The organism is Roseovarius sp. B08 (assembly GCF_051417955.1).
Lineage (GTDB): Bacteria > Pseudomonadota > Alphaproteobacteria > Rhodobacterales > Rhodobacteraceae > Roseovarius.
The window spans coordinates 1,338,921-1,363,971 of sequence record NZ_JBPRLW010000001.1 but is presented as its reverse complement, the minus strand read 5'-3'; the positions used below and the strand labels follow the sequence as shown (position 1 = coordinate 1,363,971).

At 65.4% G+C, this 25,051-nt stretch carries 25 protein-coding genes; 11 read left to right on the top strand and 14 right to left on the bottom strand.

Annotated elements, in window-relative coordinates:
• Positions 1 to 2: 2 nt before the first annotated feature.
• The gene (locus ACSQ76_RS06910) at positions 3 to 827 is read right to left on the bottom strand and encodes a transglycosylase SLT domain-containing protein (protein WP_437155980.1); all 825 of its coding nucleotides are present in this window, start codon (positions 825 to 827) and stop codon (positions 3 to 5) included.
• Between the two features lie 216 nt (positions 828 to 1,043).
• On the opposite strand from ACSQ76_RS06910, the gene ACSQ76_RS06905 reads away from it, so the two are divergent.
• A complete protein-coding gene (locus tag ACSQ76_RS06905) occupies positions 1,044 to 2,276 on the top strand; it encodes a hypothetical protein (RefSeq protein WP_437155979.1) in 1,233 nt (410 codons plus the stop codon).
• A 195-nt stretch (positions 2,277 to 2,471) separates the two neighbouring features.
• A complete protein-coding gene (locus ACSQ76_RS06900; RefSeq protein WP_437155978.1) occupies positions 2,472 to 3,413 on the top strand; it encodes a hypothetical protein in 942 nt (313 codons plus the stop codon).
• A 326-nt stretch (positions 3,414 to 3,739) separates the two neighbouring features.
• Here ACSQ76_RS06900 and ACSQ76_RS06895 read toward each other — a convergent pair whose 3' ends face one another.
• The 3 genes from ACSQ76_RS06895 to ACSQ76_RS06885 all read right to left on the bottom strand — a co-directional run bounded on the left by ACSQ76_RS06895 (position 3,740) and on the right by ACSQ76_RS06885 (position 6,100).
• Positions 3,740 to 4,975, bottom strand: coding sequence for a T6SS phospholipase effector Tle1-like catalytic domain-containing protein (locus tag ACSQ76_RS06895; protein ID WP_437155977.1), 1,236 nt, complete (start codon positions 4,973 to 4,975; stop codon positions 3,740 to 3,742).
• Positions 4,976 to 5,093: 118 nt separating this feature from the next.
• Positions 5,094 to 5,342, bottom strand: coding sequence for a helix-turn-helix transcriptional regulator (locus ACSQ76_RS06890; RefSeq protein ID WP_437155976.1), 249 nt, complete (start codon positions 5,340 to 5,342; stop codon positions 5,094 to 5,096).
• Complete coding sequence (locus ACSQ76_RS06885) at positions 5,339 to 6,100, bottom strand: AraC family transcriptional regulator ligand-binding domain-containing protein (protein ID WP_437155975.1); 762 nt, start codon at positions 6,098 to 6,100, stop codon at positions 5,339 to 5,341. Before ACSQ76_RS06885 ends, ACSQ76_RS06890 begins: the two co-directional genes overlap by 4 nt.
• Positions 6,101 to 6,233: 133 nt before the next feature.
• Between ACSQ76_RS06885 and ACSQ76_RS06880 the strand changes: the two genes are divergently transcribed.
• Positions 6,234 to 6,620, top strand: coding sequence for a hypothetical protein (locus ACSQ76_RS06880; RefSeq protein ID WP_437155974.1), 387 nt, complete (start codon positions 6,234 to 6,236; stop codon positions 6,618 to 6,620).
• A gap of 213 nt (positions 6,621 to 6,833) precedes the next feature.
• On the top strand, positions 6,834 to 8,345 hold the full coding sequence (gatB, locus tag ACSQ76_RS06875; RefSeq protein WP_437155973.1) for an Asp-tRNA(Asn)/Glu-tRNA(Gln) amidotransferase subunit GatB: 1,512 nt from the start codon (positions 6,834 to 6,836) through the stop codon (positions 8,343 to 8,345).
• Between the two features lie 188 nt (positions 8,346 to 8,533).
• Here the strand turns inward: gatB and ACSQ76_RS06870 are convergent, their stop codons facing one another.
• Positions 8,534 to 9,016: a thioesterase family protein gene (locus ACSQ76_RS06870; RefSeq protein ID WP_437155972.1), complete on the bottom strand. Its 483-nt coding sequence runs from the start codon at positions 9,014 to 9,016 to the stop codon at positions 8,534 to 8,536.
• Between the two features lie 94 nt (positions 9,017 to 9,110).
• Here ACSQ76_RS06870 and ACSQ76_RS06865 point away from each other — a divergent pair, with 94 nt between their 5' ends.
• A complete protein-coding gene (locus ACSQ76_RS06865) occupies positions 9,111 to 9,839 on the top strand; it encodes a FadR/GntR family transcriptional regulator (RefSeq protein ID WP_437155971.1) in 729 nt (242 codons plus the stop codon).
• A 179-nt stretch (positions 9,840 to 10,018) separates the two neighbouring features.
• Here ACSQ76_RS06865 and ACSQ76_RS06860 read toward each other — a convergent pair whose 3' ends face one another.
• Positions 10,019 to 11,290 (bottom strand): ABC transporter substrate-binding protein, encoded by a 1,272-nt coding sequence (locus tag ACSQ76_RS06860; protein WP_437155970.1) that lies wholly within the window; start codon positions 11,288 to 11,290, stop codon positions 10,019 to 10,021.
• Between the two features lie 166 nt (positions 11,291 to 11,456).
• On the opposite strand from ACSQ76_RS06860, the gene ACSQ76_RS06855 reads away from it, so the two are divergent.
• Positions 11,457 to 12,803, top strand: a complete 1,347-nt coding sequence (locus ACSQ76_RS06855) for a flavin-containing monooxygenase (protein WP_437155969.1) — start codon at positions 11,457 to 11,459, stop codon at positions 12,801 to 12,803.
• Positions 12,804 to 13,034: 231 nt separating this feature from the next.
• Here the strand turns inward: ACSQ76_RS06855 and ACSQ76_RS06850 are convergent, their stop codons facing one another.
• The 6 genes from ACSQ76_RS06850 to modA all read right to left on the bottom strand — a co-directional run bounded on the left by ACSQ76_RS06850 (position 13,035) and on the right by modA (position 17,870).
• On the bottom strand, positions 13,035 to 14,699 hold the full coding sequence (locus ACSQ76_RS06850) for an ABC transporter permease (protein WP_306130736.1): 1,665 nt from the start codon (positions 14,697 to 14,699) through the stop codon (positions 13,035 to 13,037).
• A 175-nt stretch (positions 14,700 to 14,874) separates the two neighbouring features.
• Positions 14,875 to 15,027, bottom strand: coding sequence for a hemin uptake protein HemP (locus tag ACSQ76_RS06845; RefSeq protein ID WP_437158173.1), 153 nt, complete (start codon positions 15,025 to 15,027; stop codon positions 14,875 to 14,877).
• Between the two features lie 20 nt (positions 15,028 to 15,047).
• Positions 15,048 to 15,215, bottom strand: coding sequence for a hypothetical protein (locus ACSQ76_RS06840; RefSeq protein ID WP_306130737.1), 168 nt, complete (start codon positions 15,213 to 15,215; stop codon positions 15,048 to 15,050).
• A 101-nt stretch (positions 15,216 to 15,316) separates the two neighbouring features.
• Positions 15,317 to 16,411, bottom strand: coding sequence for a molybdenum ABC transporter ATP-binding protein (gene modC, locus ACSQ76_RS06835; RefSeq protein ID WP_437155968.1), 1,095 nt, complete (start codon positions 16,409 to 16,411; stop codon positions 15,317 to 15,319).
• A complete protein-coding gene (gene modB / locus ACSQ76_RS06830; RefSeq protein ID WP_437155967.1) occupies positions 16,408 to 17,112 on the bottom strand; it encodes a molybdate ABC transporter permease subunit in 705 nt (234 codons plus the stop codon). Before modB ends, modC begins: the two co-directional genes overlap by 4 nt.
• On the bottom strand, positions 17,109 to 17,870 hold the full coding sequence (gene modA / locus ACSQ76_RS06825; protein WP_437155966.1) for a molybdate ABC transporter substrate-binding protein: 762 nt from the start codon (positions 17,868 to 17,870) through the stop codon (positions 17,109 to 17,111). Before modA ends, modB begins: the two co-directional genes overlap by 4 nt.
• Before the next feature lie 198 nt (positions 17,871 to 18,068).
• On the opposite strand from modA, the gene ACSQ76_RS06820 reads away from it, so the two are divergent.
• From ACSQ76_RS06820 to ptsP, 5 genes are all read left to right on the top strand, one after another.
• Positions 18,069 to 18,539 carry an NUDIX hydrolase gene (locus tag ACSQ76_RS06820; protein WP_306130740.1) on the top strand — a complete coding sequence of 157 codons (471 nt, stop codon included), beginning with the start codon at positions 18,069 to 18,071 and terminating at the stop codon, positions 18,537 to 18,539.
• Between the two features lie 79 nt (positions 18,540 to 18,618).
• Positions 18,619 to 19,068, top strand: coding sequence for a DUF1178 family protein (locus ACSQ76_RS06815; RefSeq protein ID WP_437155965.1), 450 nt, complete (start codon positions 18,619 to 18,621; stop codon positions 19,066 to 19,068).
• Between the two features lie 63 nt (positions 19,069 to 19,131).
• The gene (locus ACSQ76_RS06810) at positions 19,132 to 19,776 is read left to right on the top strand and encodes an SDR family NAD(P)-dependent oxidoreductase (protein WP_437155964.1); all 645 of its coding nucleotides are present in this window, start codon (positions 19,132 to 19,134) and stop codon (positions 19,774 to 19,776) included.
• Between the two features lie 140 nt (positions 19,777 to 19,916).
• On the top strand, positions 19,917 to 21,155 hold the full coding sequence (locus ACSQ76_RS06805) for an aspartate kinase (protein WP_437155963.1): 1,239 nt from the start codon (positions 19,917 to 19,919) through the stop codon (positions 21,153 to 21,155).
• Positions 21,156 to 21,350: 195 nt separating this feature from the next.
• Positions 21,351 to 23,603, top strand: coding sequence for a phosphoenolpyruvate--protein phosphotransferase (gene ptsP, locus ACSQ76_RS06800; protein ID WP_437155962.1), 2,253 nt, complete (start codon positions 21,351 to 21,353; stop codon positions 23,601 to 23,603).
• Positions 23,604 to 23,654: 51 nt separating this feature from the next.
• Here ptsP and ACSQ76_RS06795 read toward each other — a convergent pair whose 3' ends face one another.
• Positions 23,655 to 24,443, bottom strand: a complete 789-nt coding sequence (locus ACSQ76_RS06795; protein ID WP_437155961.1) for an EcsC family protein — start codon at positions 24,441 to 24,443, stop codon at positions 23,655 to 23,657.
• Between the two features lie 31 nt (positions 24,444 to 24,474).
• The gene (locus tag ACSQ76_RS06790; RefSeq protein WP_306130746.1) at positions 24,475 to 24,960 is read right to left on the bottom strand and encodes a GNAT family N-acetyltransferase; all 486 of its coding nucleotides are present in this window, start codon (positions 24,958 to 24,960) and stop codon (positions 24,475 to 24,477) included.
• Positions 24,961 to 25,051 lie beyond the last annotated feature (91 nt).

Genomic DNA, 25,051 nt, shown 5'->3' with positions numbered 1-25,051 from the left:
ACCTACTCGCTGACCGGGATCGGCTCTGGCTCCGGCGCGGCATCTGCCGCCGCCGGCACTTCCTTTGCCGGCGCCGCTGCGCTTCCGACAACCTCCGGCAGGTCCTGCACCACGGGCTCGGTCCCGACCGCCTCCGGCTCGGGCTCGGGCAGCGTCCGCACCACCACCAGGTCCGCGGGCCGCAGCCTCGGGCGCACGCTGCTCATCGGCCTGCAATAGGTCTGCCGACGGATCCACGCCATCATGTCCTGCCGCTTGCTGCTGCTGTGCAATGGCCCCCAGTCGGCGGCCACGCCACGCATCCCCCGCGACACCACGCCGTCCCGCTTTACGGTCTTGGCCATGATGCGGATCGCGCAGCTCAGGTTCGTCGGCCCGTGCTTCAGTTCCCCCCCGCTGCGCGCCCGGCAGCCGTACAGCCGTGCCGTCGACGGCAGGATCTGCGTCAGCCCGTACCACCGCCCGCCCCCGCCCACGGCGTAGGACCGATAGGTGCTCTCGTGCTTGACCAGCGCCGACAGAAACCCCACCCAGAACGCGCGCCTCTGCGCCGGGCTGGCGTCGGGATAGGCCGGGCACCACTCATCGATGTCGTGCGGCACGATGTCGGTCAGCGGCTTGCCGTGATCCTTCAGCGCCGCCAACGCCGCCCGCGTCCACAGCCTGGACTCGCCCACATGCTCCCACCGCGTGCGCGGAACATTGCCGTCGCGCGCGGGCGGCGACACCCGTGTCACCACTCCGTCCCTCAGCACCACGCCGTCCTCCTCGGCCGCGGCAAGTGACTGAAAGCACAGGCATATCACAATGGCAGCGATCCTGAGCATCGGCGCAGTCTGCCCCGAACCCCGGGGCAAATCAAGACTGTTGCGGCGATGGGCAGATTCCCTCTTGTCTCCGCCTCCCTGCCCTTTTTTGGCCGGATTGGCCGGTCACCGTGACCTCAGACATAACGAGCAGGCCGAGGTATGGCACGACAGTCCAGACACGACAGCGCGCGCACGGACGCGCCCCGCCCCCCATCCGCCAAGCCGCCGCGCGGCTTGCTCCGGTGGTTCGCACCGCGCGCAGGATCCGCGCGGGCCGATGCGCCGCCCCGCCGCTCGACCGAGGACATCGATTCCCTGGCCAAGCGCATCATCCTGCCTTCCCTGCCCGTCTCGGACGAGGAAATGGCCCGCGCCACCCACCAGGACCGCGGCATGCAGCTCGCCCGGCAGGAGGCGTGGGACACCCTGTCGGAAAAGATCCGGTACGCCGATCATACCCGCCTCGCCACCCCGGGAGGCGAAAGCGCTTCGCTGCTGCTGGCCGCCGGGGCGCGCAGCGATATCGTCGCCGCCGCCGAGGATGCCCTGCATGACGGCCAGCCCCCCGCGCCCGAGGCGATCGAGGCGCTGGAGGAGGCGCTCGACGAGATGCCCGGCGACTACCCCACCGCCCTCGTCGTGGCGCTGGCGCATATCGACATTGCCTGGGCCTGGCGCAACATCGCCGCCCGCGACGACCCGGCCACCGCCGCCCGCGCCATCGCCGGTCACATCGCCAGTGCCGAAGCCATACTGGAACCTTACGACGGCGCCGCCATCGACGCGCCCTCGGTCGCCGCCGCCCGCTGCGCGCTCATCGCCGCCTGCGACAAGCGCGGCCGCCGCGTGGCCGAGGAGTACGAGGCGCTGATCGCGCTCGACGCTGACGGCCACCGCCACATCCGTGCGCTCGGCCGCCACATCCTGCCGCCCTATGCCGGCGGGGTAAACGCGCTCGAGGTCGTCGCCCGCCGCCTCGCCGCCCGAAGCCAGGACACCTGGGGCGCCGGGGCCTACACCTGGGCCTATCTCGACGCCCTGGCGCTCGAGCCGCGCGCGCTCGACCTGCTGGAGCCCGGTTTCTTCGTCGAAGGGCTGCGCGACATCCTCGACCGCAAGGACGACCAGCACATCATCAACCTGCTTGCCGCCTTCTGCGCCATCGCCATGGCCCCCGGCGCGGGCAACCGGGTGCTCTCGCCTCATGCCGACCGCACGAGGGCCGAGATCCACGATTGCGTCGACTGGATCCTCGAACATCACCTTCAGGAATTGCATCCGCTCATATGGTCCCAGACCCTGCTGATGCCGGGCCACGCGCCGCTTCTGCCCTCGCGCCGCGCGCTGATCGCCAAGGGCCGCCAGACCGCCCTGCGCATCATCGCCGCCCGCTTCGCCGGCCATATCGCCGACGGCTCCTCGCTCGCCTTCTCGCGCCAGGGCATGTACCGCCTGCCCGCGCTTTGAGCCACAAGGCGCCCGCGCGGAACAAGGGCGAAGCCCGCCGTCGGAAAATGACGTCCGCTTCGTCCGGTCGGTCATTCATCTCTACCGCAGCGAATGTCGGGTGCGAGCCCATTGTGACGGATGCTGCGTGACGTACGAAGGTCGGGTTTCGGTTGAAGACCTAGTAGCCGATTGGCAATGTGTTGGTGAAAAAGGATGCCAAATTTGCTTCCAATAAACTCAGAAACTGTATTCCATCTCGCGCTGATTGGAGTTGCCTTGTCCGGGGCACTTGCAATGCAATTCGGCTGGCTATGGCGCACGGTGCTTTTGTTTCTGGCTGTCGCGCTTACAGTTGGGTTTCTTTGGTCCGAAGCGCCAACTGGCCAATACGTAGGACTAGCATACTTAATCATTTTGGGCGCTTCTGCGATCGCTCTAGTTCTCGGAGTAGCACTAGGTTGCGTTCTGCGTTTCGCAGCTTCTGGAGTGTTGTTTTCTATCGCGGCCATATTCTTTGTTGCAGCCTCCGCAACAGGGTTCGAATTGTATCGGCAATACGTTCCCAATGCGTGCCTTGAATCACCTCTTCAGGTTCGGATCGCGGGGAAAGTTCTGCGTATTCCACCTGAGCTGAGACCTCGCCTAGAGAACGGTGATGACATTGGCCATTTCGGTCGCATCGACAGAAAGCTCGATTTTGCTCGGTTTTGTAGTACGAGTGAAAACGGAACTCACGCTATCGACATGGACACCGTATGGCTTACCCCCGCATCAAACCATAGCGCCATGAGCTCTGCCTGTAATGCCAAAGAGCCGCCCAATTGGTGCGACAGCTACTCCCCAGAGCCATATCGATACATTGGAAAGATTCTATTTGCGCCTGAGGCCACCCCCGGCTTCCCTCTGCCGTATTGGAAGGAAGGTGGTTCTCTCAAGAAGAACCGACAAGGAGATCTGAGCTTCGGTTCCGTTTGCCTATTGCCGGACGCCGATACCAGGACGCAATGCTGGATTTGGCAACTCTTTGGCGATGGGTCGCGGTTGACAGTGAGCACCAATAACCTTGACCCTACATTTGACGAAATGCCGATTGAAGTGGCCCGCGAAATGATAAGGCAAGCACGTGAAGTTACTCTCTCGATAGTTGACCAATAGTTGAAGCGGTTCAAAGCAGTTGCCTTTCACTCCCATTGGCTGCAATGCAGACGTTCGATTGTTAAATGTTTATGGCAGCATTGTCCGCATTTCGGCCATTCATCTTTACTGCAGCGAATGACTAGTTCGAGCCCTTGTGCGACATCTGTATCGAGCCCCCAGCCGGTTAACAGCCGCGCAGCGGCCCGGCCATCGTCAGCCCCTCCCTCGGGCTGGCAATTTGGCGAGGCTGGGCACAACGACCCTTCCGAGGATGTGTTTTGCAGGCATAAAGTGCTTCCGAATTGCCGTCGGATCGCCACCGCAGGGGCTGACGCTCGCCTCCGTCAGGCGTCCCCATCCGTTTCTCCCACGACCACGTGATCGTCGGGGATATTCGGCTGCGGATAATCCGCCTTCGTCCCACGCCGGACGAAAACCGAGGTATGCACCCGCGCGCCCTCGGGAATGTGCCGGTACTCGCAGAGCGGCAGGTAAAACCCCAGGAACGTCTTGCGCCGGCTCAGGCTGTAGCGCGTCTTGTAGAAGGGCAGGAACTCCACCACCCTCCAGATCCCCTTCATCGACACATTATGCGGCGCCAGCGGGTCCGGTCCCACGTACCGTCCCTCATCACCTTCGCCCAGAACCAGCCGCCGCACAGTGCCCTCCTTGAACCGCACCCCCAGCGGGCGCAGCTCGTCGATCATCCAGGCCAGCGGAAATTTCGCCAATTGACTGCGCTTCTCCGGATAGCCGCCACCCACGTCGCCATGCACGCCGGAAAACCATACTTCGTCCACGTCCTGCGGCGCGATCTTGCTCTCGTCGCGGGGCCGGACCGCGCCGCCCCAGTATTCGCCGCCCTCGGGCCAGGGCGTCGGCAGGTACATCGTGCGCCGCTCGTCGATCGCCAGCGCGTGGCGCACTGACCGCACGGACGGGTTCTCGGACACATGAGCGTGGTTGCGAATGCGCGGCAACCGCGCGCTCCACTCGATCACCGATCCCACCGTATCGAACAGGCCCAGCGCCCGGATCGCGGGCCGCCGCGGCCGCAACATCCGCTCGAACAGGCGCACCTCCGCAAAGGGGTTGCGCTCGGGCTCGCGCGCGTCGGTCACGTCCCGCCCCGTCGCCTGACCGATATTCTTGTAGGCCCGGTAGGCATAGTTCAGCAGGTTCAGGTTGCGCGCCTCGATCAGCCCCAGCGCATGGATGAACCCCGCCAGCACCCGCGCCGTATAGGCCCCCCGGCTGAACCCGATGATGTAGATACGGTCCGGCGCCTCGTCGGTCACGTTCTCGCGCGTGCCGTCATCGTAATTCTCGACGAGAAAGCGGTACGCCTCCTTCACGTTGGCATCCAGCCCCCAGCCGGTGATCAGCCCCCAGACCTCCACCGCCCTGCGCCAGAAGGACAACCAGGCGTTCTCGGCCCCGAAAGTTCCCACCCCGGGGTCGTAGAACACCAACTGGTCCTCGTCCTTCTTCAGACAGCCATAAAGCCGCAGGATATTGGTCCGGTTTCGCGCGATCTCGTTCGACGTTCCGTCACACAGCAGGATGATGTTCTTCGGCATGACAAAGGCCTTTCTCGAAAAGACGTATCGCCGGAAAACCCGGCACAACCAAAAAGCAATGCCGCCACCTTAACTCTCAACCAATCCGGTGCCAAGCGCGCCGCCCGCGGCAGTCCCGTCAGTGCGGCCCACGCAGCCGCCCGGCGGCCCGGGCGCGGACATCCGATGGCGTCGTCCCGGTCCAGCGGCGGAACGCGCGGCTGAAATGCGCCGCGTCGCTGTAACCCAGCCGCTGCGCGATATCGGTCAGCGGCATGGCCCCCGCGCGCACCATCTCCAGGGCGCGATCCCGCAACATCCCGTCCAGCACGTCGCGGAACGACACACCCTCGCGGTCCAGGACGCGCTGCAGCGACCGCCGGCTCATGCCCAGCTTGCCCGCCGCCCAGTCGATGCGCGGCTGTCCCTCCAGCAGCGCGATCGCCGCCAGCGCCGCCACCTCGCCGGCCGGCCCCCGCGCGCCAGCGGCAGCTCCGGCACCCCGCCGCCCTCAACCCCGCCGGCCTGCGGACCGGCCGCCGCCAGCAGCGACAGGTCGAACTCCACCGCCGAGACCCGCGCGCCATGCCGCACCGGCGCGCCGAAAATCCGTTCCAGCGCCGCCGCCTGCTCCCGTCCCGCACAGGTCGCATGCACCAGTGCCGGCCGCCAGCCCGGCCCGGCATAAAAGCGCACCGCGTCGATCAGGTAGCTCACGCCCAGCAATTCGTTCTGGAACCGCCCCTCCCCGCCCGGATCGAGAAACCCGATCGACCAGCAGGCCCGATCCCCGCGCATCCGCAATGTCAGGTCGGTCGCCGTCTGCAAGTATCGGTTGAGGCATCGGTTCGCCCGGTCGATCGACCCCGCCAGGGTCGGCGCTTCCCCGATCCACCGGCCGAAGTCGCTCAGCTTCGCGGCTTTCACCTCGCGCCCCAAAGTCGCGCCGAAAAACGCATCGCCGGTTTCACGCCCCGCCGCACTCAGCACCCTGAACTGCTCCTGCAGGGGCAGCGCCATCTCGGGATTGTCCAACAGCGCCAGCGGCAGGTCGACGTTGCGAAAGACCCGTTCGATCGAACCGCCCCGTCCCTCGACGACCTCGGCGATCGGCCCCAGCGCACTTGCCCGTGTGTAGCCCCGCATCCGCCGCGCCTCCCCGCGCCGCGCCGGGGCCACCGCGCGCCCGGCTCGCTCAGCAAACAGCCCCTGGCACCGATTGGCAAGCGTCGCCGCCCCGCGCCATGCTATCCTGCCGGCATTTCCACCGGAGGACAGAATGACCGAAACCAACCTCAGCCGGCCCCCGGCCCCCCCGTCGCCCACGGCCGGCCTTCTCGACCAGTCCAACGTCACCTGGAACACGCTCGAAGGGTTCGACCACGTCTGGTATCACATCCTGAAAGTGGACCCGGACGCCAAAACCGTCGACCTGCTCCTCAAATTCGCGGCCAACCAACGCATCCTGCTGCACCGGCACCACGCCGATTACAGCACCCTCATCCTGCAGGGAGAGCTGCGCCTCTACGACGCCTCCGGCACCCTGACCGAGATTCGCCCCACCCTCAGCTTCGTCGAGAAACCGGCCGGCGGCCCCCGCACAGCGAAGGCGGCGGCGACATCGACTGCATCGCCTGGTTCAGCAATCGCGGCACCGACGGCATGATCTACGAAATCCTCGGCCCCGACCTCGAAACCGTCGCCACCCTCGGCCTGCCCGATTTCCACGCCCTCTGGCAGGCCCAGGTGCCACCCGTGCAGCCGTCGCATCCCGAATAACGCGCCGTTCCCCCGCCGCGGGCATCGGTGCAGACGCCCTTGCCCGCGCCTCCGCTCTGGCCTAGAACCGCGCTGATACCTTGAACGGAGCGCGCAACCCATGCTGGACCTGACCTATGAGACCCCGAAACCCAAGGTGATCGCCGGGGCGAAACAGGACTGGGAACTCGTCATCGGGATGGAGGTCCACGCGCAGGTGGCCTCGAACGCCAAGCTATTCTCCGGCGCCTCCACGCAATTCGGCGCCGAGCCCAATTCCAACGTCGCCTTCGTCGACGCCGCCATGCCTGGCATGCTGCCCGTGATCAACGAATTCTGCGTCGAGCAGGCGGTGCGCACCGGCCTCGGCCTCAAGGCGCAGATCAACCTCAAATCCGCCTTCGACCGCAAGAACTACTTCTATCCCGACCTGCCGCAGGGCTACCAGATTTCGCAGCTCTACGAGCCGCTGGTGGGCGAAGGCGAAATCCTCGTGGACATGGAGCCCGGCATCGCCCGCCTCGTGCGGATCGAACGCATCCACATGGAACAGGACGCTGGCAAGTCGATCCACGACATGGACCCCGCCATGTCCTTCGTCGATCTCAACCGCACCGGCGTCTGTCTCATGGAGATCGTCAGCCGCCCCGACATCCGCGGCCCCGAAGAGGCCGCCGCCTATGTCGGAAAGCTGCGCCAGATCCTGCGCTACCTCGGCACCTGCGACGGCAATATGCAGAACGGCAACCTGCGCGCCGACGTCAACGTATCGGTCTGCCAGCCAGGCGCCTACGAGAAATACCGTGAAACGGGGGATTTCTCGCACCTGGGCACGCGCTGCGAAATCAAGAACATGAACTCCATGCGCTTTATCCAGATGGCCATCGAGCATGAGGCCCGCCGCCAGATCGCCATCGTCGAGGGTGGCGGCACGGTCGATCAGGAAACCCGCCTCTACGACCCCGACAAGAACGAAACCCGCTCCATGCGCTCCAAGGAAGAGGCGCACGATTACCGTTACTTCCCCGACCCCGACCTCTTGCCGCTGGAGATCGAACAGGGCTGGATCGACGACATCGCCGCGTCCGTGCCCGAACTCCCGGACGAGAAAAAGGCCCGCTTCGTCAAGGATTTCGGCCTGTCGGAATATGACGCCAACGTCCTGACCGCAGAGCACGAGAACGCCGCCTTCTTCGAGGAAGCCGCCGCAGGCCGCGACGGCAAGCTGACCGCCAACTGGGTCATCAACGAACTTTTCGGCCGCCTGAAAAAGGACGGCCACGACATCACCGAAAGCCCCGTTTCCCCCGCCCAACTCGGCGGCATCGTCGATCTTATCGCCTCCGACGCCATCTCCGGCAAGATCGCCAAGGACCTGTTCGAGATCGTCTATACCGAGGGCGGCGACCCCGCGCAGATCGTCGAAGAGCGCGGCATGAAGCAGGTCACCGACACCGGCGCCATCGAAACGGCGGTGGACCAGATCATTGCCGACAACCCCGCGCAGGTCGAAAAGGCCAAGCAAAACCCCAAGCTCGCCGGCTGGTTCGTCGGCCAGGTGATGAAGGCCACGGGCGGCAAGGCCAACCCCAAGGCCGTGAACGAGATCGTCGCCCAAAAACTCGGGCTGTAAGCGGCCAGAATTTTCGTACGAAAATTCTCAAGTCCAGAAAATTCGCACGAATTTTCTGGGCGCGCCACCACATCACCGCAAGCTCGCGCCCGAGACATTCCGATAATGCCGTCGGTCACCATGCGCGTTTCTGTGAACGAATGCCACGAAGCTTTCCTCGCCAAGGGCCTCGCCTCCGAAAGCTGACCCTAGCCGCGGCGCCGCAACCCCATCCCGCGTCCCGCCGTCTCGGGACGCGGCAGATTTGCATGCGCCTCGGCCACCTTCCGCAACCGCGACAAAAGCTCATCCGGCATCGGCACCACTTTCGGCCCCGACTGATCGACATGCAGCGCGATCCCCTCGCCCGTGGCCACCAGCGCGCCATCCTCGCGCATCAGTTCCTGAAAGCTGTGAAATCGCTTCTCGTCATGGTCGAGAATGCGAAACGAAGCCTGCACCCGGTCGCCCAGCTTCAACTCGCGCAGATAGCGGACATGGAACTCCGCCGTATAGGTGGTGCAACCGCTGGTGGCCCGATAGTCCGGCCCGAAACCGATCTCGGCATAGGCCTCGTCGGCGGCGCGGTCGAACAGGACCGTGTAGTAGCCCATGTTCATATGCCCGTTATAATCGATCCAATCCGCCTCGACGGTCTGGAAACTGGACAGGAAAGGTGCAGGTTCGCTCATGCACCCCGCATATCACGCGGGCGGCGGGCATGACCACGCTTTACGCGCCCACCAGACCAATTTATACCAGTTACACCGAAATTGGTCTGGTCCGATGAGCACACACGCCGAAGACACCGCCCCCGAACTGCGCCTCGCCCACCCGGTCGGCGCCACCGTGCAGATCGTCGTCGACACGCTCTTCGCGCGCATCAAATCCGAGGAATATCCCCGCGACACCCGCCTGCCCTCGGAACGCACGCTGGCCGCCGAACTGGGCGTCGCCCGCAACACCGTGCGCGAGGCGCTCGACGTGCTCGAAGGCCAGGACGTCATCCGCCGCCGCCCCGGCGCCGGCAGCTTCGTCACCTTCCGCTCCACGCCCCAGTCCGCCCCCTCGCCCGATTCCGTCGCCGGCGAGACCAGCCCCCTCGATCACCTCGTCGTCCGTGGCATCCTGGAACCCGAGATCGTCCGCCTGGCCGTGGTGAACATGACCCCACGCATGCTCACCGCACTGTCCGAAACCCTGTCGCGGATCGAAACCGTGACCACCGATATCGACGCCTTCATCGCGCTCGAGGAACAGCTCTACATCCAGATTGCCGAAGGCACCGGCAACGCTCTTCTGGCCTCGTGCTACCGGCTGGCCATCGACACCTACCACGAAAGCTATCGCACCCGCCTGCGCCGCCGCGCCCTCACGCCGCGTCGGATGCAGGAGTACCAGAAGCGCTACAACACGCTCTACAATGCCATTGCATCGCGCGATGTCGGTCAGGCGGTGGAGTTCATCAAGCTGCACCTCGTCGAGGAACAGAAACTGCTTCTGCAAGACGATTGACGCGCCTTAACCCCGGTTAACCCAAGGCCAAGACTTTTCAAAAAGTCTTGGCAAAAGTTTTCAAAAGACTTTTCCGCCGCGCGCCCTGTTCACACCCGGGGGACGCAATAACGCACCGATGCAATACAGTCGGACATACCGACGCGATACCGACGCAGGTTTCGGGGTTCGGACCACGTTTACCTTTGAGTCGCATCTTCATCCTGCACCACCCGCGCTCCCAGCGCCAGAACCCGCTCATAAGACAACCGCTGCTGCCACATCTGACCCAGGTCCCGCATCTCGGCCCGCAGCAGATCCTCGTGCCGCCGCAGCCATCCCGGCACCGACCCGAACCCCACGACCCGGGCCCGCCCTTCTTCGATCCGCACCACCGGCCAGTCCCCCACCAACGCGTTGTCGATCCCGAACACCTCCGCACCCCACCACTCCGCCGGCCCGAACGCGTGGGTCACCTCGCCCAGCTGTTTCATCGCCGCCAGCACGCTGGCCGGCGCCACACTGTCGGCCTTTTCGACGGCGGCATGCCAGATATCCAGGATCGCCGCGTACTCCCAGCTCACGGCCGTCCAGCTGTCGGGATAAAGCGCGTTGTATTCTTCGTAAAACGCATTCGGCTGATTGAAGAAGAACGCCTTTTCGCTCAGCGCCGGATCGTCGAAATCGGGAAACTGGAACACCAGCCCCTCCATGAACTCTGCCCCCAGCCGCTCGACCAGCCGGTCGTAGTGATCGCAGGTGCAGGACAGGATTTGTCCTTTGAACCCATGGGCATGGGCGCATTCCGTCAACGCGTGCACCATCGGCGTATAACTCGTGCACCAACACAGGATGTCCGGCTTTGCGGCCAGCATCGGCCCCATCACGTTCTCCGCCGGAGCACCCTCGGCGTGGTACTGCACCTCGTGAACGATCTCGATCCCCGCCGCCTTGAACGCCGCGCGGTACGTGGCCAGCGACGGCAGCCCCATCCCGTCCTGCTGCGCGCACAGCGCCACGGTCTTCAGCTCCGGGCGTTGCCTGGTCAGCCACTCCACCCCGGTCACCACGTAGACCGGATGCACCTCCGACGGCGCGATCAGATAGGGCGCATCCGGCGACAGGTCCGAGGGCAGCAGGGTCGAGGTCAGGATCCGCTTGTCCATCAGGCTCTGGCCCACGGCGCGATACGCGTCTCCGCCCAGCATCATCATCAGCTTGATGTCATGCTCGCGCAGCAGCGCCTGCGCCCCCTCGCGCGCCGCGTCAACACTTTCTCCACTGTCATATGCGTGAATGCGGATCGGATAACGCCGCCCCCCGATCAGAACGCCGCCGGCGGTGTTCAGCCACCGCTCCCAGATTCGGCAGCCTTGCAATCCGGGCAGCCCCCAGCTTTCCGCCTGGCCCGACAACGGCGCCAGAAACCCGATATCCACCGTCCGCGCCATGCCCACCGACAGACGCGGCATCACTCCCGAAAGGGCCAATCTTTGAGCAAAACTAGATGTTTCCGAGGCCACGGCGCGCTCCAGCAAGGAATCCTTGACAGACTGGTCCAGTCTTTGGCTTAGTAAAAGGAACCAAAAGAACCAAAGTCAATAATTGGTTCACACCAATCTAGGGAGATACGAAAAAATGGCCAAGAAAAGAGTTGCCGTCATCGGCGCAGGACCGTCCGGCCTGGCTCAGCTGCGCGCGTTCCAGTCCGCCGCCGACAAGGGCGCCGAGATCCCCGAGGTCGTCTGCTACGAAAAGCAAAGCGACTGGGGCGGCCTGTGGAACTACACCTGGCGCACCGGCGTCGCCGAGGATGGCGAACCCTGCCACGGCTCCATGTACCGCTACCTGTGGTCCAACGGTCCCAAGGAAGGCCTGGAATTCGCCGACTACACGTTCGACGAACATTTCGGCAAGGAAATCGCCAGCTACCCGCCCCGCGCCGTTCTGTTCGACTATATCGAAGGCCGCGTGAAAAAGGCCGGCGTGCGCGACTGGATCCGTTTCAACAACGTAGTCCGCGACGTGCGCTACGACGACAAGACCGAGAAATTCACGGTGACCGCCCGCGATTCGAAGACAGACACCGAATCCACGGAGGATTACGATCACGTCATCGTCGCCACCGGCCACTTCTCCACCCCGAACGTGCCGCATTACCCCGGTTTCGACACGTTCAACGGCCGTATCCTGCACGCGCACGATTTCCGCGACGCGCGCGAGTTCGAGGGCAAGGACATCCTGATCATGGGCGCGTCCTACTCGGCCGAGGATATCGGCTCGCAATGCTGGAAATACGGCGCCAACTCGATCACCTCATGCTATCGCTCGGGCCCCATGGGCTATGGCTGGCCCGACAACTGGGACGAGGTTCCCGCCCTGGAAAAGGTCGACGGTAAGACCGCCCATTTCTCCGACGGCCACACCCGCGAGGTGGACGCCATCATCCTGTGCACCGGCTACAAGCACCACTTCCCGTTCCTGCCCGACGACCTGCGCCTCAAGACGGCGAACCGCCTGGCCTCCGACGACCTCTACAAGGGCGTCGTCTGGATCAACAATCCCAGGATGTTCTACCTCGGCATGCAGGATCAGTGGTTCACCTTCAACATGTTCGACGCCCAGGCCTGGTGGGTCCGCGACTGCATCATGGGCCGCATCGCCCTGCCCGACACCGCCACGATGGAAGCCGACTGGAAAAAGCGCCAGGCTGACGAGGACGCGCTCGAGGACGATTACGCCTGCATCCGCTACCAGGGCGACTATACCGAGGAGCTGATGTCCGAAACCGACTATCCCGGCTTCGATGTCGAGATGGCCTGCCAGCAGTTCTACGCCTGGAAGAAGCACAAGAAGAAGGACATCATGACCTTCCGCGACCACGGCTATGTCTCGCCCATGACGAACAAGCAGGCGCCCGCGCACCACACCTCGTGGAAAGAGGCGCTGGACGACAGCCTGGAAAGCTACCTGCAAACCAACTGACCGGAATCGTTTCCGTCAGTCCGAAACATGCATCGCTTTTTGCGTTTGATGAGGCAGCGAAAAGCGGTTCGATGCTTCCCGGAAACGCTGTGATTGCGCGCCGGCCCGCCACACCGCGGGCCGGCGCGATCTGCGCCACAACTTTTCCTCTGGCCGGAAATATCCCGGAGAGCGCGAGAGGCAGCGCCTCTCGCCCCGGTCGACGCGGGCGCAGCCCGCGGCGAAACCGCTCTACCCCGCCTTCACCGCAGCCCCCAGCCGTGCCGCCCGCCGCCCCGGCTCGTCGCGCCCGATCGAGCGGCACAGCACGATCACCGGCAACAGCCCGAACGCCACCAGCACCAGCGACGGCACCGCCGCCTCGTGCAGCCGCTCGTCGGCGGCCAGCCGGTGCGCCTGCACCGCCAGCGTCTGAAAGTTGAACGGATGAAGGATCAGCGTCGCCGGCAATTCCTTCATCACGTCCACGAACACGATCAACAGCGCCGTCAGCACCGAGGACCGCGCCACCGGCAGATGCACCCGCATGAGCAGCTTCGGCCCCGACTGCCCCAGCGACCGCCCGATGGCATCGAAATGCCCCGGCACCGTCGCCATGCCACTGTCATAGGCATTCAGGGCCGCGGCCATGAACCGCGTCATGTAGGCCAACACCATCAACCAGATCGACCCGGTGATCAGCAGGCCTGTGTCGATGCCGAAATTGGCTTCCATCACCCGGTCGATCAGGTTGTCGAGCGCGGCCATCGGCACCATCAGGCCCACCGCGATGACGCCCCCCGGCACCGCGTATCCCAGCCCCGCGCCCACCACCAGCGCCTTGCTGCCCTTTGTGGGCCGCGTCCGGGCGCGGAACCCGATCAGGATCGCGCCCATCACCGTCAGGACCGCCGCCACCGAGGCCAGCATCACCGAGTTCTGCATGAAGCCGATATAGCGCGACGCGAACAGGTTCTGTCCCGAGCCCACGGCCATCGTCCCCAGCATGATCACCGGCACGATGAAGCCCAGCAACACCGGCACGAGACAGATCAGTGCCGCGATCCACCCCGCGCCGCCGGTCAGCCGCGGCTTCTCCAGGGTGTCGAATCGCGCCCCGCGTCCCGCCGTCTGGGCGCGCCCCCGCTGCGCCCGTTCCAGCCCGGCCACCAGCAGCGCGAACATCAGCAGACACAGCGACAATTGCGCCGCCGCAGGCCTGTCGCCAAGGCTGAACCACGCCTGGTAGATCCCGGTGGCGAAGGTCTGCACGTTGAAGAAGGCCACCGTGCCGTAATCCGCGATCGTCTCCATCACCGCCAGCAGCGCACCGCCCGCAATGGCCGGCCGCGCCATGGGCAAAGCTACCCGCCAGAAGGCCTTCATCGGCGAGCGCCCCAAAGTACGCGCCACCAGAAACGCGTTCGACGATTGCTGCCGGAACGAGGCCCGCGCCAGCAGGTAGACATATGGATAAAGCACGATGATCAGCATCAGCGCGGCCCCGCCCAGGCTCCGGATCTCGGGAAACCAGTAATCGCGTGGCCCCCATCCCGTCACATCGCGCAGAAGGGTCTGCACCGGCCCGGGATGATCCAGCAGATAGGTATAGGCATAGGCCAGCACATAGGCCGGAAAGGCCAGCGGCAGCGCCAGCGCGATCTCCAGCCAGCGATGCCCCGGAAAGCGATAGACCGTCACCAGCCACGCGGTGACCGACCCGATCACGGCCGTCGATACCCCCACCACGACCACCAGGATCAGTGTCGTTATCGTATAACGCGGCAGAACGCTGGACAGCACGTTGCGCCACGTATCCAGGTCGCCGGTAAATGCCGCCAGCGCCGACGCGGCAATCGGCGCCACGCACAATGCGACGACGATCCAGGCCATGCGATGCAACAGGCTTTCCGACATCCGGCGGTCCCTTGTGGAAATGACCGCCCTTCGCTGCCACATCCGGCCACGACTTGCCAGCAAAAACCTGACCAAAACGGTTTGCCCGGCCAGGGTCCAGTGGGCCGGACGGGGCCGTCAGCGCCCCGCCATCCCGGGCCCGACCCGGGATCTCCCGTCTACGGCGGGCGCAGCCTCACTTCGTCAGGATCAACTTGCCCGCCCGCGTGATTCGCAAGGTGTAGACCTTGCCATCCAGCGTGATATGCGCGGTCGATTGCCCGCGCGTAAGCTCGCGTGCATCATGCAGGGTCTCGCCCGTCTCGCTTGCCGGTACGAGCTGCGGCATTTCCTTTGTCTGCGCCCGGATCATGCCCCGGCCTCCCCGGCGGCGGAGTGAAGCAGCCGTTCCAGCATCAGGTCAAGACACAGACCGCTCGTCATCGCGGCTTCCAGAAGGTGAAAGGATCGGGCGTCCGGCAACATTCCGTGCCGCGGGTCTCGGCCAGCCTGTTCGGGGTGAGGCATCACATGCATGATCGCGCTCCATTGGTTGCGATTTTAAGTGGATGGCTGACCTTGCTGGCTGGCTTGCCTAATTTCTGATTGAATTAGTCAGAAATGTCAACGGGCGGATTTCAGCCAGCCGCACCGCCGATGCTGACGCGCGGAATCGCGGTCGCGTTCAGGATCGCAAAGCATGTCATTCCGGGGGCGATCCGCAGTTCGGTCGCCGCACGCTGCGTGATGCGTGCAAGAAACACGTCCCGTCCCGCCCGCAACTGCACTGCCACTCCGGGGCCCATCCCCCGATGCAGCGCCACCACCTCGACCGGCAGCACGTTGTGCGACGACAGCCCCTCGGGTGCTGCCCGCGACAACAGCACGTCCTGCGCCAGCACCCGCAGCCGAATTGTGCTGCCTTCGGGCGCCGACACCCCGGGCAACAGCAATTCGCCCCCCGACAGGGTCAGCCGGCTCAGCCCGTCTGCGCCATGTTCCGCCACCTGCGCGGGCAGGATCGCACCCGCCTCGCGCACGCCCACCAGCGGCAACGCCTTGGGGTCGCTCAGCACCGCCTCGGCCCGGCCCGACAAGACCACCTGCCCGCGTTGCATCACCACCAGTTCATCGGCCAGCCGCGCCACCTCGGCCAGGTTGTGCGAAACATACACGATCGGCACCTGCGACACGTCGCGCAGCCGCTCCAGATAGGGAAAAATCTCGTCCTTGCGCGGCTCGTCCAGCGCCGCCAACGGTTCGTCCATCAGCAACAGCCGCGGCCGCGACAGCCAGGCCCGCGCCAGCGCCACCCGCTGCTTCTCGCCGCCCGACAGCGTGTTGGGCCGACGCTCCAGCAACGCCTCCAACCCCAGCAATTCCACGACGCGCCCCATCTCCGCCCTGTCGAGCCCGCCTTTCGCAAAGCGCGCACCATAGCCGATATTGGCGGCGACGGTCATGTGCGGAAACAACCGCCCATCCTGGAACACATAGCCGATCCGCCGCTGCGCCGCAGGCACGTGCACGCCCCGGTCCGCGTCGAACACCACGCTGTCCCCCAGCGCGATCCGGCCACCGTCCGGCCGCAGCAATCCGGCTATGGCGTTGACCACACTCGACTTGCCGGCGCCCGAGGGACCGAACAGCGCCGTCACCCCCGGCCCCGCCGCGAACGCCACGTCCAGGTCCAGCCCCGGAAACCTATGGCGGACCTCTACACCCAAACTCATCGCGGCGGTTCCTGCCCGATCCGCCGGGCCACCCGCCGCGCAAGCCATTCAGACATCAACACCGCGCCCAGCGCCACGATGATCGCAAGGATCACCAGCCGGACCGCGCTGTCCTCACCGCCCGGCACTTGCAGAAAGGCGTATATCGCCGACGGCAACGTCTGGGTTTCGCCTGGGATGTTCGCGACGAACGTGATGGTCGCGCCGAACTCGCCCATCGCCTTGGCGAATCCCAGCACCACGCCCGCCAGGATACCGGGCGCGATCAGCGGCAGCGTCACGGTGCGAAACCGGGCCGCCCGCCCCGCGCCCAGCGTCTCGGCCGCGTCCTCCAGTTTCGGGTCCACCGCCTCGATCGCCAGCCGGATCGCCCGCACCATCAGGGGAAAGCCCATGATCCCGGCCGCCAGCGCCGCCCCGGTCCAGCGAAAGGCCAGCACGATGCCCCAGTCTGCCAGCAACCGGCCCAGCACGCCGTTCATCCCGAACGTCAGCAGCAGCAGGTAGCCGGTGACCACCGGCGGCAGGACCAGCGGCAGATGCACCAGCGCGCTCAGCAACGCCTTGCCGGGAAACCGCTTGCGGGCCAGCACCCAGGCCACTGCGATGGCCGGCGGCAGACTGATCACCACCGCCCAGGCCGACACTTTCAGCGAGAGGGTCAGCGCAGCCCATTCGACTTCGCTGAGCCCCAGGCTCACGATGGATCCCCTGCGAGGGTAAATCCGCTGGCGACGAACGCTTTCCCGGCATGCTCGGACTTCAGACGCGTCAGAATCGCCCGTGCCGCGTCGCTGTCGCGCCCTGCGACCAACGCGGCAGGATAGACGATCGGTTCGTGCAGCCCGGGGTCGATCCGGCTCAGGACCCGCACCCCCGGATCGGCCTCGGCATCACTGGCATAGACCACGCCCAGCGGCGCTTCGCCCCGCGACACCAGCGCCAGCGCGGCGCGGACATTCTCCGTCTCGGCAAGCTGCGGGCGCAGTGCCTCCCACAGGCCGGCCGCTTGCATCCACTGCCGCGCGTAAATCCCCGCCGGAACCGCCTCGGTATGGCCCACGGCCAGACGCCCCCCGTCCAGCCGGTCCACCAGCCCCGCCGGGGTCAGGTCCTCCAGCGCCGGTGCCTCCCGCGTCCCAACCAGCACCAGTTGGTTGCCCAGAAGGTCCCCGCGCGTCGAATCCGCAAGCTGGCCGCGCTCCTCCAGCCAGTCCATCCACGCCGCATTGGCCAGTATCACCAGGTCCGCCGGCGCGCCCTGCGCCACTTGCCGCGCCATCGCCCCCGACCCGCCATAGGAAATGCGCGCTTCCGTCCCCGACCCCTCCAGCGCAGCCTCCAACGCCCCGCGCAACGACGCCGCGGCAAAGATCGTCACCGGCCCCTCGGACCGGGCAGGCAAGCTGGTGGCGATCGCCGCGCAAATGATTGTCAAAAGGCCGAAAATCCGTATCATGGCGCAAGTATCTTGTACTTTAGAAGGTGACACAAGACCTGCCCTGCCGCATGGCGCACCCGCCGCCTTCGGCCCCGACACCACAGCCGGTTCGATTTCCACCCGGCATCATGGAAATTTCATATCAATCTGCGACAATCTTGTTTATACTACGTATATACACGCCGAGCTGAACAGGATCGCAGGGAACAAACCCGGATGAGCTTGCAGGGCAAGGACCAGTATCCTCTCACGCTTGCGATCACCGACAAGCGCGACGTGCGCAGCCAGTTCGGCGCGCTCTGCTACCGCATGAAAGGCGGCAAGCCGCAGGTGCTGATGATCACGTCGCGGCGCACCGGGCGCTGGATCATTCCCAAGGGCTGGCCGATGGAAGGCAAGACACCCGGCCAGAGCGCCCTGCGCGAAGCCTGGGAAGAGGCCGGTGTCCGCGGCAAGGTCACCGGCACGTGCCTTGCGCTGTTCTCCTATTCCAAGGGCGTGGGCGTGTCCGACAGGTTGCCCTGCGTCGTCATGGTCTACCCCGTCAAGGTCGATGCCCTGGCCGACGAGTTCCCCGAAGCGGGCCAGCGCAAGCGCCGGTGGATGAGCCTCAGGAAGGCGGCCAAGCGCGTTGGCGAGCCCGAGCTTGCGCACCTTCTCAAAACCTTCGACCCGCGCCGGCTCTGATCGCGCCAATTCCCCGTTCTGCTTGATTTTTCCCGCATTGCGCCTATCTATGGCGGTGGTTTCAATTCGGAGCAGCCCGGTGATAAAGTTCACCCTCAAATGCAATCAGGACCACCAGTTCGAAAGCTGGTTCCAGTCGACCGAGGCCTTCGACAAGCTCGACGCCGCCGGCATGGTCTCCTGCGCCGTCTGCGGCACGACATCCGTGACCAAGGCGCTTATGGCCCCCAGCGTCCGCGCCAGCCGCGAAACCCGTCCCGATCGCGCCGCGCCCGCCAGCGGCCAGCCGCGCCTCGCGGCGCCATCCGATCCGCGTGCCCGCGCCATCGCGGCGCTCAAGAAACAGGTCGAGGCGAATTCCGAATATGTCGGCCTCGAATTCGCGGCCCAGGCCCGCGACATGCATGACGGCCTGACGCCTGAACGCGCCATCCATGGCGAGGCGAAACCCGACGAAGCCCGAAAGCTGATCGAGGACGGCGTGCCGGTGCTGCCTCTTCCTTTCGTGCCGGGCCGCAAATCGAATTGACATCCCGCCCCGGGATGGAACACCTCAAGTAAGCGTTTTCGCAATCCACAAGGGGGACATCCCATGCATGTCGTGATCACTGGTGCCAACCGCGGCATCGGCGCCGCCCTCGCCAAAGGCTATGCCGCCCGCGGCGACACGGTCACGGGCACCTCCCGCGATCCGGAGGCGGACCATACCCTCGACGTCACTGATCCGGCCAGCCATCGCGGCTTTGCCGCCCGGCTTGACGGCACGCCGGTGGACCTGCTTGTCTGCAATGCCGGCGTCTATCTCGACAAGGACGAGAACCTGCCCGACGGCTACCCGGCCAAGATGTGGGCCGACAGTTTTGCCGCCAACGTGACCGGCGTGTTCCTGACGGTGCAGACCCTCCTGCCATGCCTGCAAGCCGCCGGGACGGGCAAAATCGCCATAATCTCCAGCCAGATGGCCAGCGACGAACGCGCCCCCGGCGGCAGCTATATCTACCGCGCCTCCAAGGCCGCCGCGCTGAATCTCGGGCGCAACCTCGCCAGGGATCTCGCCCCGCTGGGACTTGCGGTCGGCATCTACCATCCCGGCTGGGTGCGCACCGACATGGGCGGCGACAGCGCCGATATCTCGGTGGACGAGGCCGCCGCAGGCCTGATGGACCGCTTCGATGCGCTTGATCTGGACACCACCGGCTGTTTCAAAACCTGGGACGGCCAGGATCACCCGTTCTGAGCCGCGCCATTTTCTTCGGCGAAGAAAATGGCACAGAAAATTCGTACGAATTTTCTGTGCCACGCCCGACCCACGCTCGGCTCTTGCCCTTCTCCGCGCACCCGCGTAAAGCACCTGCGATCTGACCCAAGGACGCAGCCATGCCCCTGCTCGTGATGAAATTCGGCGGCACTTCGGTGGCCAATATCGACCGCATCCGCCGGGCGGCAAAACGCGTCGGCGTCGAGGTGGCCAAGGGCTATGACGTGATCGTCATCGTCTCGGCCATGGCGGGGCGCACCAACGAACTTGTCGGCTGGGTCGACGAGATCTCGCCGCTTTATGATGCCCGCGAATACGATGCCGTCGTCAGTTCGGGCGAGGTCGTGACCGCCGGCCTCATGGCGCTGACCTTGCAGGAAATGGACATCCCGGCGCGCAGTTGGCAGGGCTGGCAAGTGCCGCTAAGAACGAACTCGTCCCACTCTGCCGCCCGGATCGAGGAAATCCCGACCGACAATATCAACGCCAAGTTCGGCGAAGGCATGCAGGTCGCCGTGGTCGCCGGATTCCAGGGAGTCAGTCCCGAGGGCCGGATCACCACGTTGGGCCGGGGCGGCTCGGATACCACGGCGGTGGCCTTCGCCGCCGCCTTCGGGGCCGAGCGCTGCGACATCTATACGGATGTCGACGGTGTCTACACCACCGACCCGCGCATCACCGACAAGGCGCGCAAGCTCGACCGCATCGCCTTCGAGGAAATGCTGGAACTGGCCTCGCTCGGGGCCAAGGTTTTGCAGACCCGCTCGGTCGAGCTGGCGATGCGCTACAACGTGCGCTTGCGCGTGCTATCAAGTTTCGAGGAACAATCGGACGACGCAGGAACCCTGGTCTGCGCCGAGGAGGACATCATGGAATCAAACGTGGTCAACGGCATCGCCTACTCCCGCGACGAGGCGAAGATGACCCTCATCTCGGTGGCTGACCGCCCCGGCATCGCCGCCGCCATCTTCGGGCCCCTGTCGGATGCCGGCGTCAACGTGGACATGATCATCCAGAACATTTCCGAGGAAGGCCGCACCGACATGACCTTCTCGTGCCCCACCAACCAGGTGGCCCGCGCCGAAAAGGCGCTTCAGGGCGCCAAGGAACGGGGCGAGGTCAACTATCACGACCTCGTCGCCGACACCAACGTGGCCAAGGTTTCGGCCGTGGGCATCGGCATGCGCAGCCAGTCGGGCGTCGCCGCCAGGATGTTCCAGACGCTGCGCGACGAAGGGATCAACATCAAGGTCATCTCGACCTCCGAGATCAAGATCTCGGTGCTGATCGACCGCAAGTACATGGAACTGGCCGTGCAATCGCTGCACGACGCGTTCGAACTGCACAAGACCACCTGACGCCCGCTTCGCGCACGACCGCCGACGGCGCCCGTCCCCTGCCTTGTCAATAAGCGCAACCCAGGCATGTACTGCTCTAATTTCAGCAATCCATACGTGATGCCGAACATTGTTCTTTCACATCGACCGACACCTGTGATTTAAACGGTCCGGCTCCATGCCAGCCGCGGCTGAACTGAAAGGCTTCCGAACGCCATGTCACCTTCCGGCGATCAGATCGAGACGGACAGCCGCCAGATGCTCTCGCGCCTGCGGGCGCTCATGGCCGAAGATGCGGCCGGCCAGGCTCGGCTCGACGCGATCACCACGCTCATCGCCGAGGAGATGCGCACCGAGGTGTGCTCGATCTACCTCTTCCGCGACGAGAATACCCTGGAGCTCTGCGCCACCGAGGGTCTCAAGCGCGCCGCCGTGCACCAGACCCGCATGAAACTGGGCGAAGGCCTGGTGGGCCGCGTGGCCCGCACCGGCAAGGTCGTCAACACCGACAACGCGCCTGCCGCACACGGCTTTCGCTACATGCCCGAAACCGGCGAAGAGGCCTATTGCTCGTTCATGGGCGTGCCGATCCAGCGGCTTGGCGAGACCCTGGGCGTGCTGGTGGTCCAGTCCAAGCAGGCCCGCGAATACTCGGACGAGGAGCTTTACGCGGTCGAGGTCGTTGCCATGGTCATCGCCGAGATGGCCGAGCTGGGCGCCTTCGTCGGCGAGGGCGCGGCGATGTCGGCCCGTCACCAGCAGCCGGTGCTCTTCCGCGGCGGCATCGCGCAGGAAGGCGCGGCGCAGGGCCATGTCTGGCTGCACGAGCCGCGCGTCGTGGTCACCAACCCCATCGCCGAAGACCCCAACCGCGAACTGGAACGGCTCGAAGAGGCCGTGGACGCGTTGCGCGTGGGCGTCGACCGCATGCTGTCGACCGCGGCCACCGGCGACAAGGACCAGTTGCAGGTGCTCGAAGCCTACCGCATGTTCGCCAACTCCAAGGGCTGGATGAAGCGAATGGAAGAGGACATCGCCCGCGGCCTCTCGGCCGAGGCGGCGGTGGAAAAGGAACAATCCACCACCCGTGCCCGGATGACCCAGGTCACCGACCCCTACCTGCGCGACCGGCTCCACGACCTCGACGACCTCAGCAACCGCCTGTTGCGAATCCTCACCGGCCAAGGCTCGGAAACCGGCGCCGAAATGCCCGACGACCCGATCCTGATCGCCCGCAATATCGGCCCCGGCGAACTCCTGGACTATGGCCGCAAGCTGCGCGGCATCGTCCTCGAGGAAGGTTCGGTCGGTTCCCACGCCGCCATCGTCGCCCGGGCGCTCGCCATCCCGCTCGTAATCCACGCCAGCCGCATCACCAACGAGGCACTGAACGGTGATTTCGTCATGGTCGACGGCGACCAGGGCATCGTGCACCTGCGCCCAGACGACAACGTCGTCACCGCCTTCCGCGACAAGATGGCGATGCAGGCGCAGGCACAGGAACGCTACGCCTCGATTCGTGACAAGCCCGCCGAGACACTCTGCGGAACCCGCCTGTCGCTGCAAATGAACGCCGGTCTCATGGCCGATCTGCCCAGCCTCGAAGGCTCCGGCGCCGAGGGCGTGGGCCTTTTCCGGACCGAGCTTCAGTTCCTCGTCCGCGCCCACATGCCCCGCCGGTCGGAACTGAGCGAGCTTTACGCCCACGTGATGGACGCCGCAAAAGGCAAGCGTGTCTGCTTCCGCACGCTCGACATCGGCTCGGACAAGGTCCTGCCCTACATGAAGGTGGTGGACGAGCCCAACCCCGCGCTCGGCTGGCGCGCGGTGCGCGTGGCGCTCGACAAACCCGGCGTGATGCGCATGCAACTGCAAGCGCTCGTCCGCGCTGCCAAGGGGCGGCCGCTGTCGGTGATGTTCCCCTTCGTCGCCCAGCGCGAGGAGTTTTCCGCCGCCAATGCCGAGATGAACAAGGCACTGGACCGCGAGCGCATCCTCGGCCACCCCCTGCCTTCCGAGATCGAGGTCGGCGCCATGCTGGAAACCCCGTCATTGGCCTTCGCGCCGGACTCCTTCTACAAGGAGGTCGATTTCCTTTCGATCGGCGGCAACGACCTCAAACAGTTCTTCTTCGCCGCCGACCGCGAAAACGAACTAGTCCGGCGGCGCTACGACACGCTCAATGTCAGCTTTCTGACCTTCATCGAATCCATCGTGAAACGCTGCGAGGCGCATGACACGCCGCTCAGCTTCTGTGGCGAGGATGCCGGCCGTCCGGTCGAGGCCGCCTGCCTTGCCGCCATCGGCCTGCGCAGCCTGTCGATGCGTCCGGCCTCCATCGGACCGGTGAAATCCATCCTGCGCCGCATCGACCTGGGCGAACTTTACGCGGTGATCGACGCCGTGCGCAACGCGGGCGACCAATCCGTGCGCCCGGCGGTGATGGATTATCTCAAGGGCAAGCTCTGAACCCCAGAAAATTCGTACGAATTTTCTCGGGCCCGGGCCCGGCCGCGGCGTTCAGGCACGCTTGACGGTCGGAAGCTCCACCAGCGCGCGGAAATCCTCCAGCAGTTCGGCATGATCGCGGTCGGCCTCGATGGCCAGCCGGCGCAGACCGAAATGCACATGCGCCATTTGCTGGTAATAGCTGGTGAACGCGTAATTCGTGGCCGCGCCCGCCGCGGCACCGAGCACGGGCACCGTCTGCGCCGCCAGCTTCTGGCCCAGCACCGTGGCCAGACGCGGCGCGACCCGCGCCACCAGCGCCTGCACCGCCTTGCCGGTCACTGCCACCCGCGTGCTGAGAAACGCAAGATCGCTGCCATCGTCATGGTCCAGCGGGCCGGCCGCGGCAAAGACCTTGATGCAGTCGTATTGCACGCCCGGCTCGTCCGGGTCGAAGCCGTATTCCGCTGCAACGTCCTGGATCGCGCGCAGCAGGACCGTCGTGGTAACCGGAAGCTCTGCAAGCGCCGTGGGCAGCCCACCCGCACCGCCCGCGGCGCCCATCGCCGTGGTCATCGCGCGGCTCAGCCAGCCGGGACTGTCCGGAAAATATCCCCGCGACCGGTGCGCGGTGTCCATTGCCATGCGCAGCGCCCGCTCGGTGCTGTCGTCCAGCCGCGAGCGCACCGGCGCCGGCAGGCGCGACAACAGCCCTTCGGCCTGTCCGCCGACCATGTTCAGCAACTGGATGCCGACGTTCCCGGCCCGCCTGTGCCGCAGCGCCAATGCCTTCAGGCGCGCCTCCACCGCGATCGCATCTATCGCCGCCGGCAGGATCTCGGAGTAGGTTTTCTTACCCATGGTCAAAAGATCGGGCACCGGGGCCGTTTTTTCAAGCGTCGCGCAAGACTTTGCCGGCAATCCCGTCCCAGGCGCCGGGGGTCAGCGCGAGGCCCAGGACCCGCTCCGGGTTGGTGGGCGGCGGCATCTTCACCTTGTCGAGCCGGGCAAAGCCGAACCGCGCGTAATAGGGCGCATCGCCCACCAGCATCGCCCGGTCCCAGCCGGCCTCCTGCCCGATCTTCAGCGCCTCGCGAATAAGGTACCCGCCCAGCCCCTCGCCCTGCCGTGTCGGGTGCACCGCGATAGGCCCCACCAGCAATGCGCGCACCTTGCCGATCCGCACCGGCCAGACCCGGATCGCACCGGCCAGGATGCCGTCTGCATCCCGCGCGACCTGACACAGCGCCGCCACCGGTGCCACGCCCTCGCGCAGCCGGTAGGACGACAGCGCCTCGCGCCCGGGCGCAAAGCACAGGTCATATAGCGCCTCGACATCCCACCAATCCTCGCGTCTTTCCGGAGCCAGGTCGTACACAGGCGCTTTATCCTTCGAAAAACAGGTGGATCGTCGCCTAGCACGCAGGTAGGCCTATGTCCAAACGCAATCGCAACCTGCCCCGAAAGAC

What these genes read in the sequence shown, in the direction of transcription:
- ACSQ76_RS06910 (WP_437155980.1), bottom strand. Translation starts at nt 827, where the DNA reads ATGCTCAGGATCGCTGCCATTGTGATATGCCTGTGCTTTCAGTCACTT.
- ACSQ76_RS06900 (WP_437155978.1), top strand. Translation starts at nt 2,472, where the DNA reads ATGCCAAATTTGCTTCCAATAAACTCAGAAACTGTATTCCATCTCGCG.
- ACSQ76_RS06895 (WP_437155977.1), bottom strand. Translation starts at nt 4,975, where the DNA reads ATGCCGAAGAACATCATCCTGCTGTGTGACGGAACGTCGAACGAGATC.
- ACSQ76_RS06890 (WP_437155976.1), bottom strand. Translation starts at nt 5,342, where the DNA reads ATGAGCCGGCGGTCGCTGCAGCGCGTCCTGGACCGCGAGGGTGTGTCG.
- ACSQ76_RS06885 (WP_437155975.1), bottom strand. Translation starts at nt 6,100, where the DNA reads ATGCGGGGCTACACACGGGCAAGTGCGCTGGGGCCGATCGCCGAGGTC.
- ACSQ76_RS06880 (WP_437155974.1), top strand. Translation starts at nt 6,234, where the DNA reads ATGACCGAAACCAACCTCAGCCGGCCCCCGGCCCCCCCGTCGCCCACG.
- gatB (WP_437155973.1), top strand. Translation starts at nt 6,834, where the DNA reads ATGCTGGACCTGACCTATGAGACCCCGAAACCCAAGGTGATCGCCGGG.
- ACSQ76_RS06870 (WP_437155972.1), bottom strand. Translation starts at nt 9,016, where the DNA reads ATGAGCGAACCTGCACCTTTCCTGTCCAGTTTCCAGACCGTCGAGGCG.
- ACSQ76_RS06865 (WP_437155971.1), top strand. Translation starts at nt 9,111, where the DNA reads ATGAGCACACACGCCGAAGACACCGCCCCCGAACTGCGCCTCGCCCAC.
- ACSQ76_RS06860 (WP_437155970.1), bottom strand. Translation starts at nt 11,290, where the DNA reads ATGCCGCGTCTGTCGGTGGGCATGGCGCGGACGGTGGATATCGGGTTT.
- ACSQ76_RS06855 (WP_437155969.1), top strand. Translation starts at nt 11,457, where the DNA reads ATGGCCAAGAAAAGAGTTGCCGTCATCGGCGCAGGACCGTCCGGCCTG.
- ACSQ76_RS06850 (WP_306130736.1), bottom strand. Translation starts at nt 14,699, where the DNA reads ATGTCGGAAAGCCTGTTGCATCGCATGGCCTGGATCGTCGTCGCATTG.
- ACSQ76_RS06845 (WP_437158173.1), bottom strand. Translation starts at nt 15,027, where the DNA reads ATGCCGCAGCTCGTACCGGCAAGCGAGACGGGCGAGACCCTGCATGAT.
- ACSQ76_RS06840 (WP_306130737.1), bottom strand. Translation starts at nt 15,215, where the DNA reads ATGCATGTGATGCCTCACCCCGAACAGGCTGGCCGAGACCCGCGGCAC.
- modC (WP_437155968.1), bottom strand. Translation starts at nt 16,411, where the DNA reads ATGAGTTTGGGTGTAGAGGTCCGCCATAGGTTTCCGGGGCTGGACCTG.
- modA (WP_437155966.1), bottom strand. Translation starts at nt 17,870, where the DNA reads ATGATACGGATTTTCGGCCTTTTGACAATCATTTGCGCGGCGATCGCC.
- ACSQ76_RS06820 (WP_306130740.1), top strand. Translation starts at nt 18,069, where the DNA reads ATGAGCTTGCAGGGCAAGGACCAGTATCCTCTCACGCTTGCGATCACC.
- ACSQ76_RS06810 (WP_437155964.1), top strand. Translation starts at nt 19,132, where the DNA reads ATGCATGTCGTGATCACTGGTGCCAACCGCGGCATCGGCGCCGCCCTC.
- ACSQ76_RS06805 (WP_437155963.1), top strand. Translation starts at nt 19,917, where the DNA reads ATGCCCCTGCTCGTGATGAAATTCGGCGGCACTTCGGTGGCCAATATC.
- ptsP (WP_437155962.1), top strand. Translation starts at nt 21,351, where the DNA reads ATGTCACCTTCCGGCGATCAGATCGAGACGGACAGCCGCCAGATGCTC.
- ACSQ76_RS06795 (WP_437155961.1), bottom strand. Translation starts at nt 24,443, where the DNA reads ATGGGTAAGAAAACCTACTCCGAGATCCTGCCGGCGGCGATAGATGCG.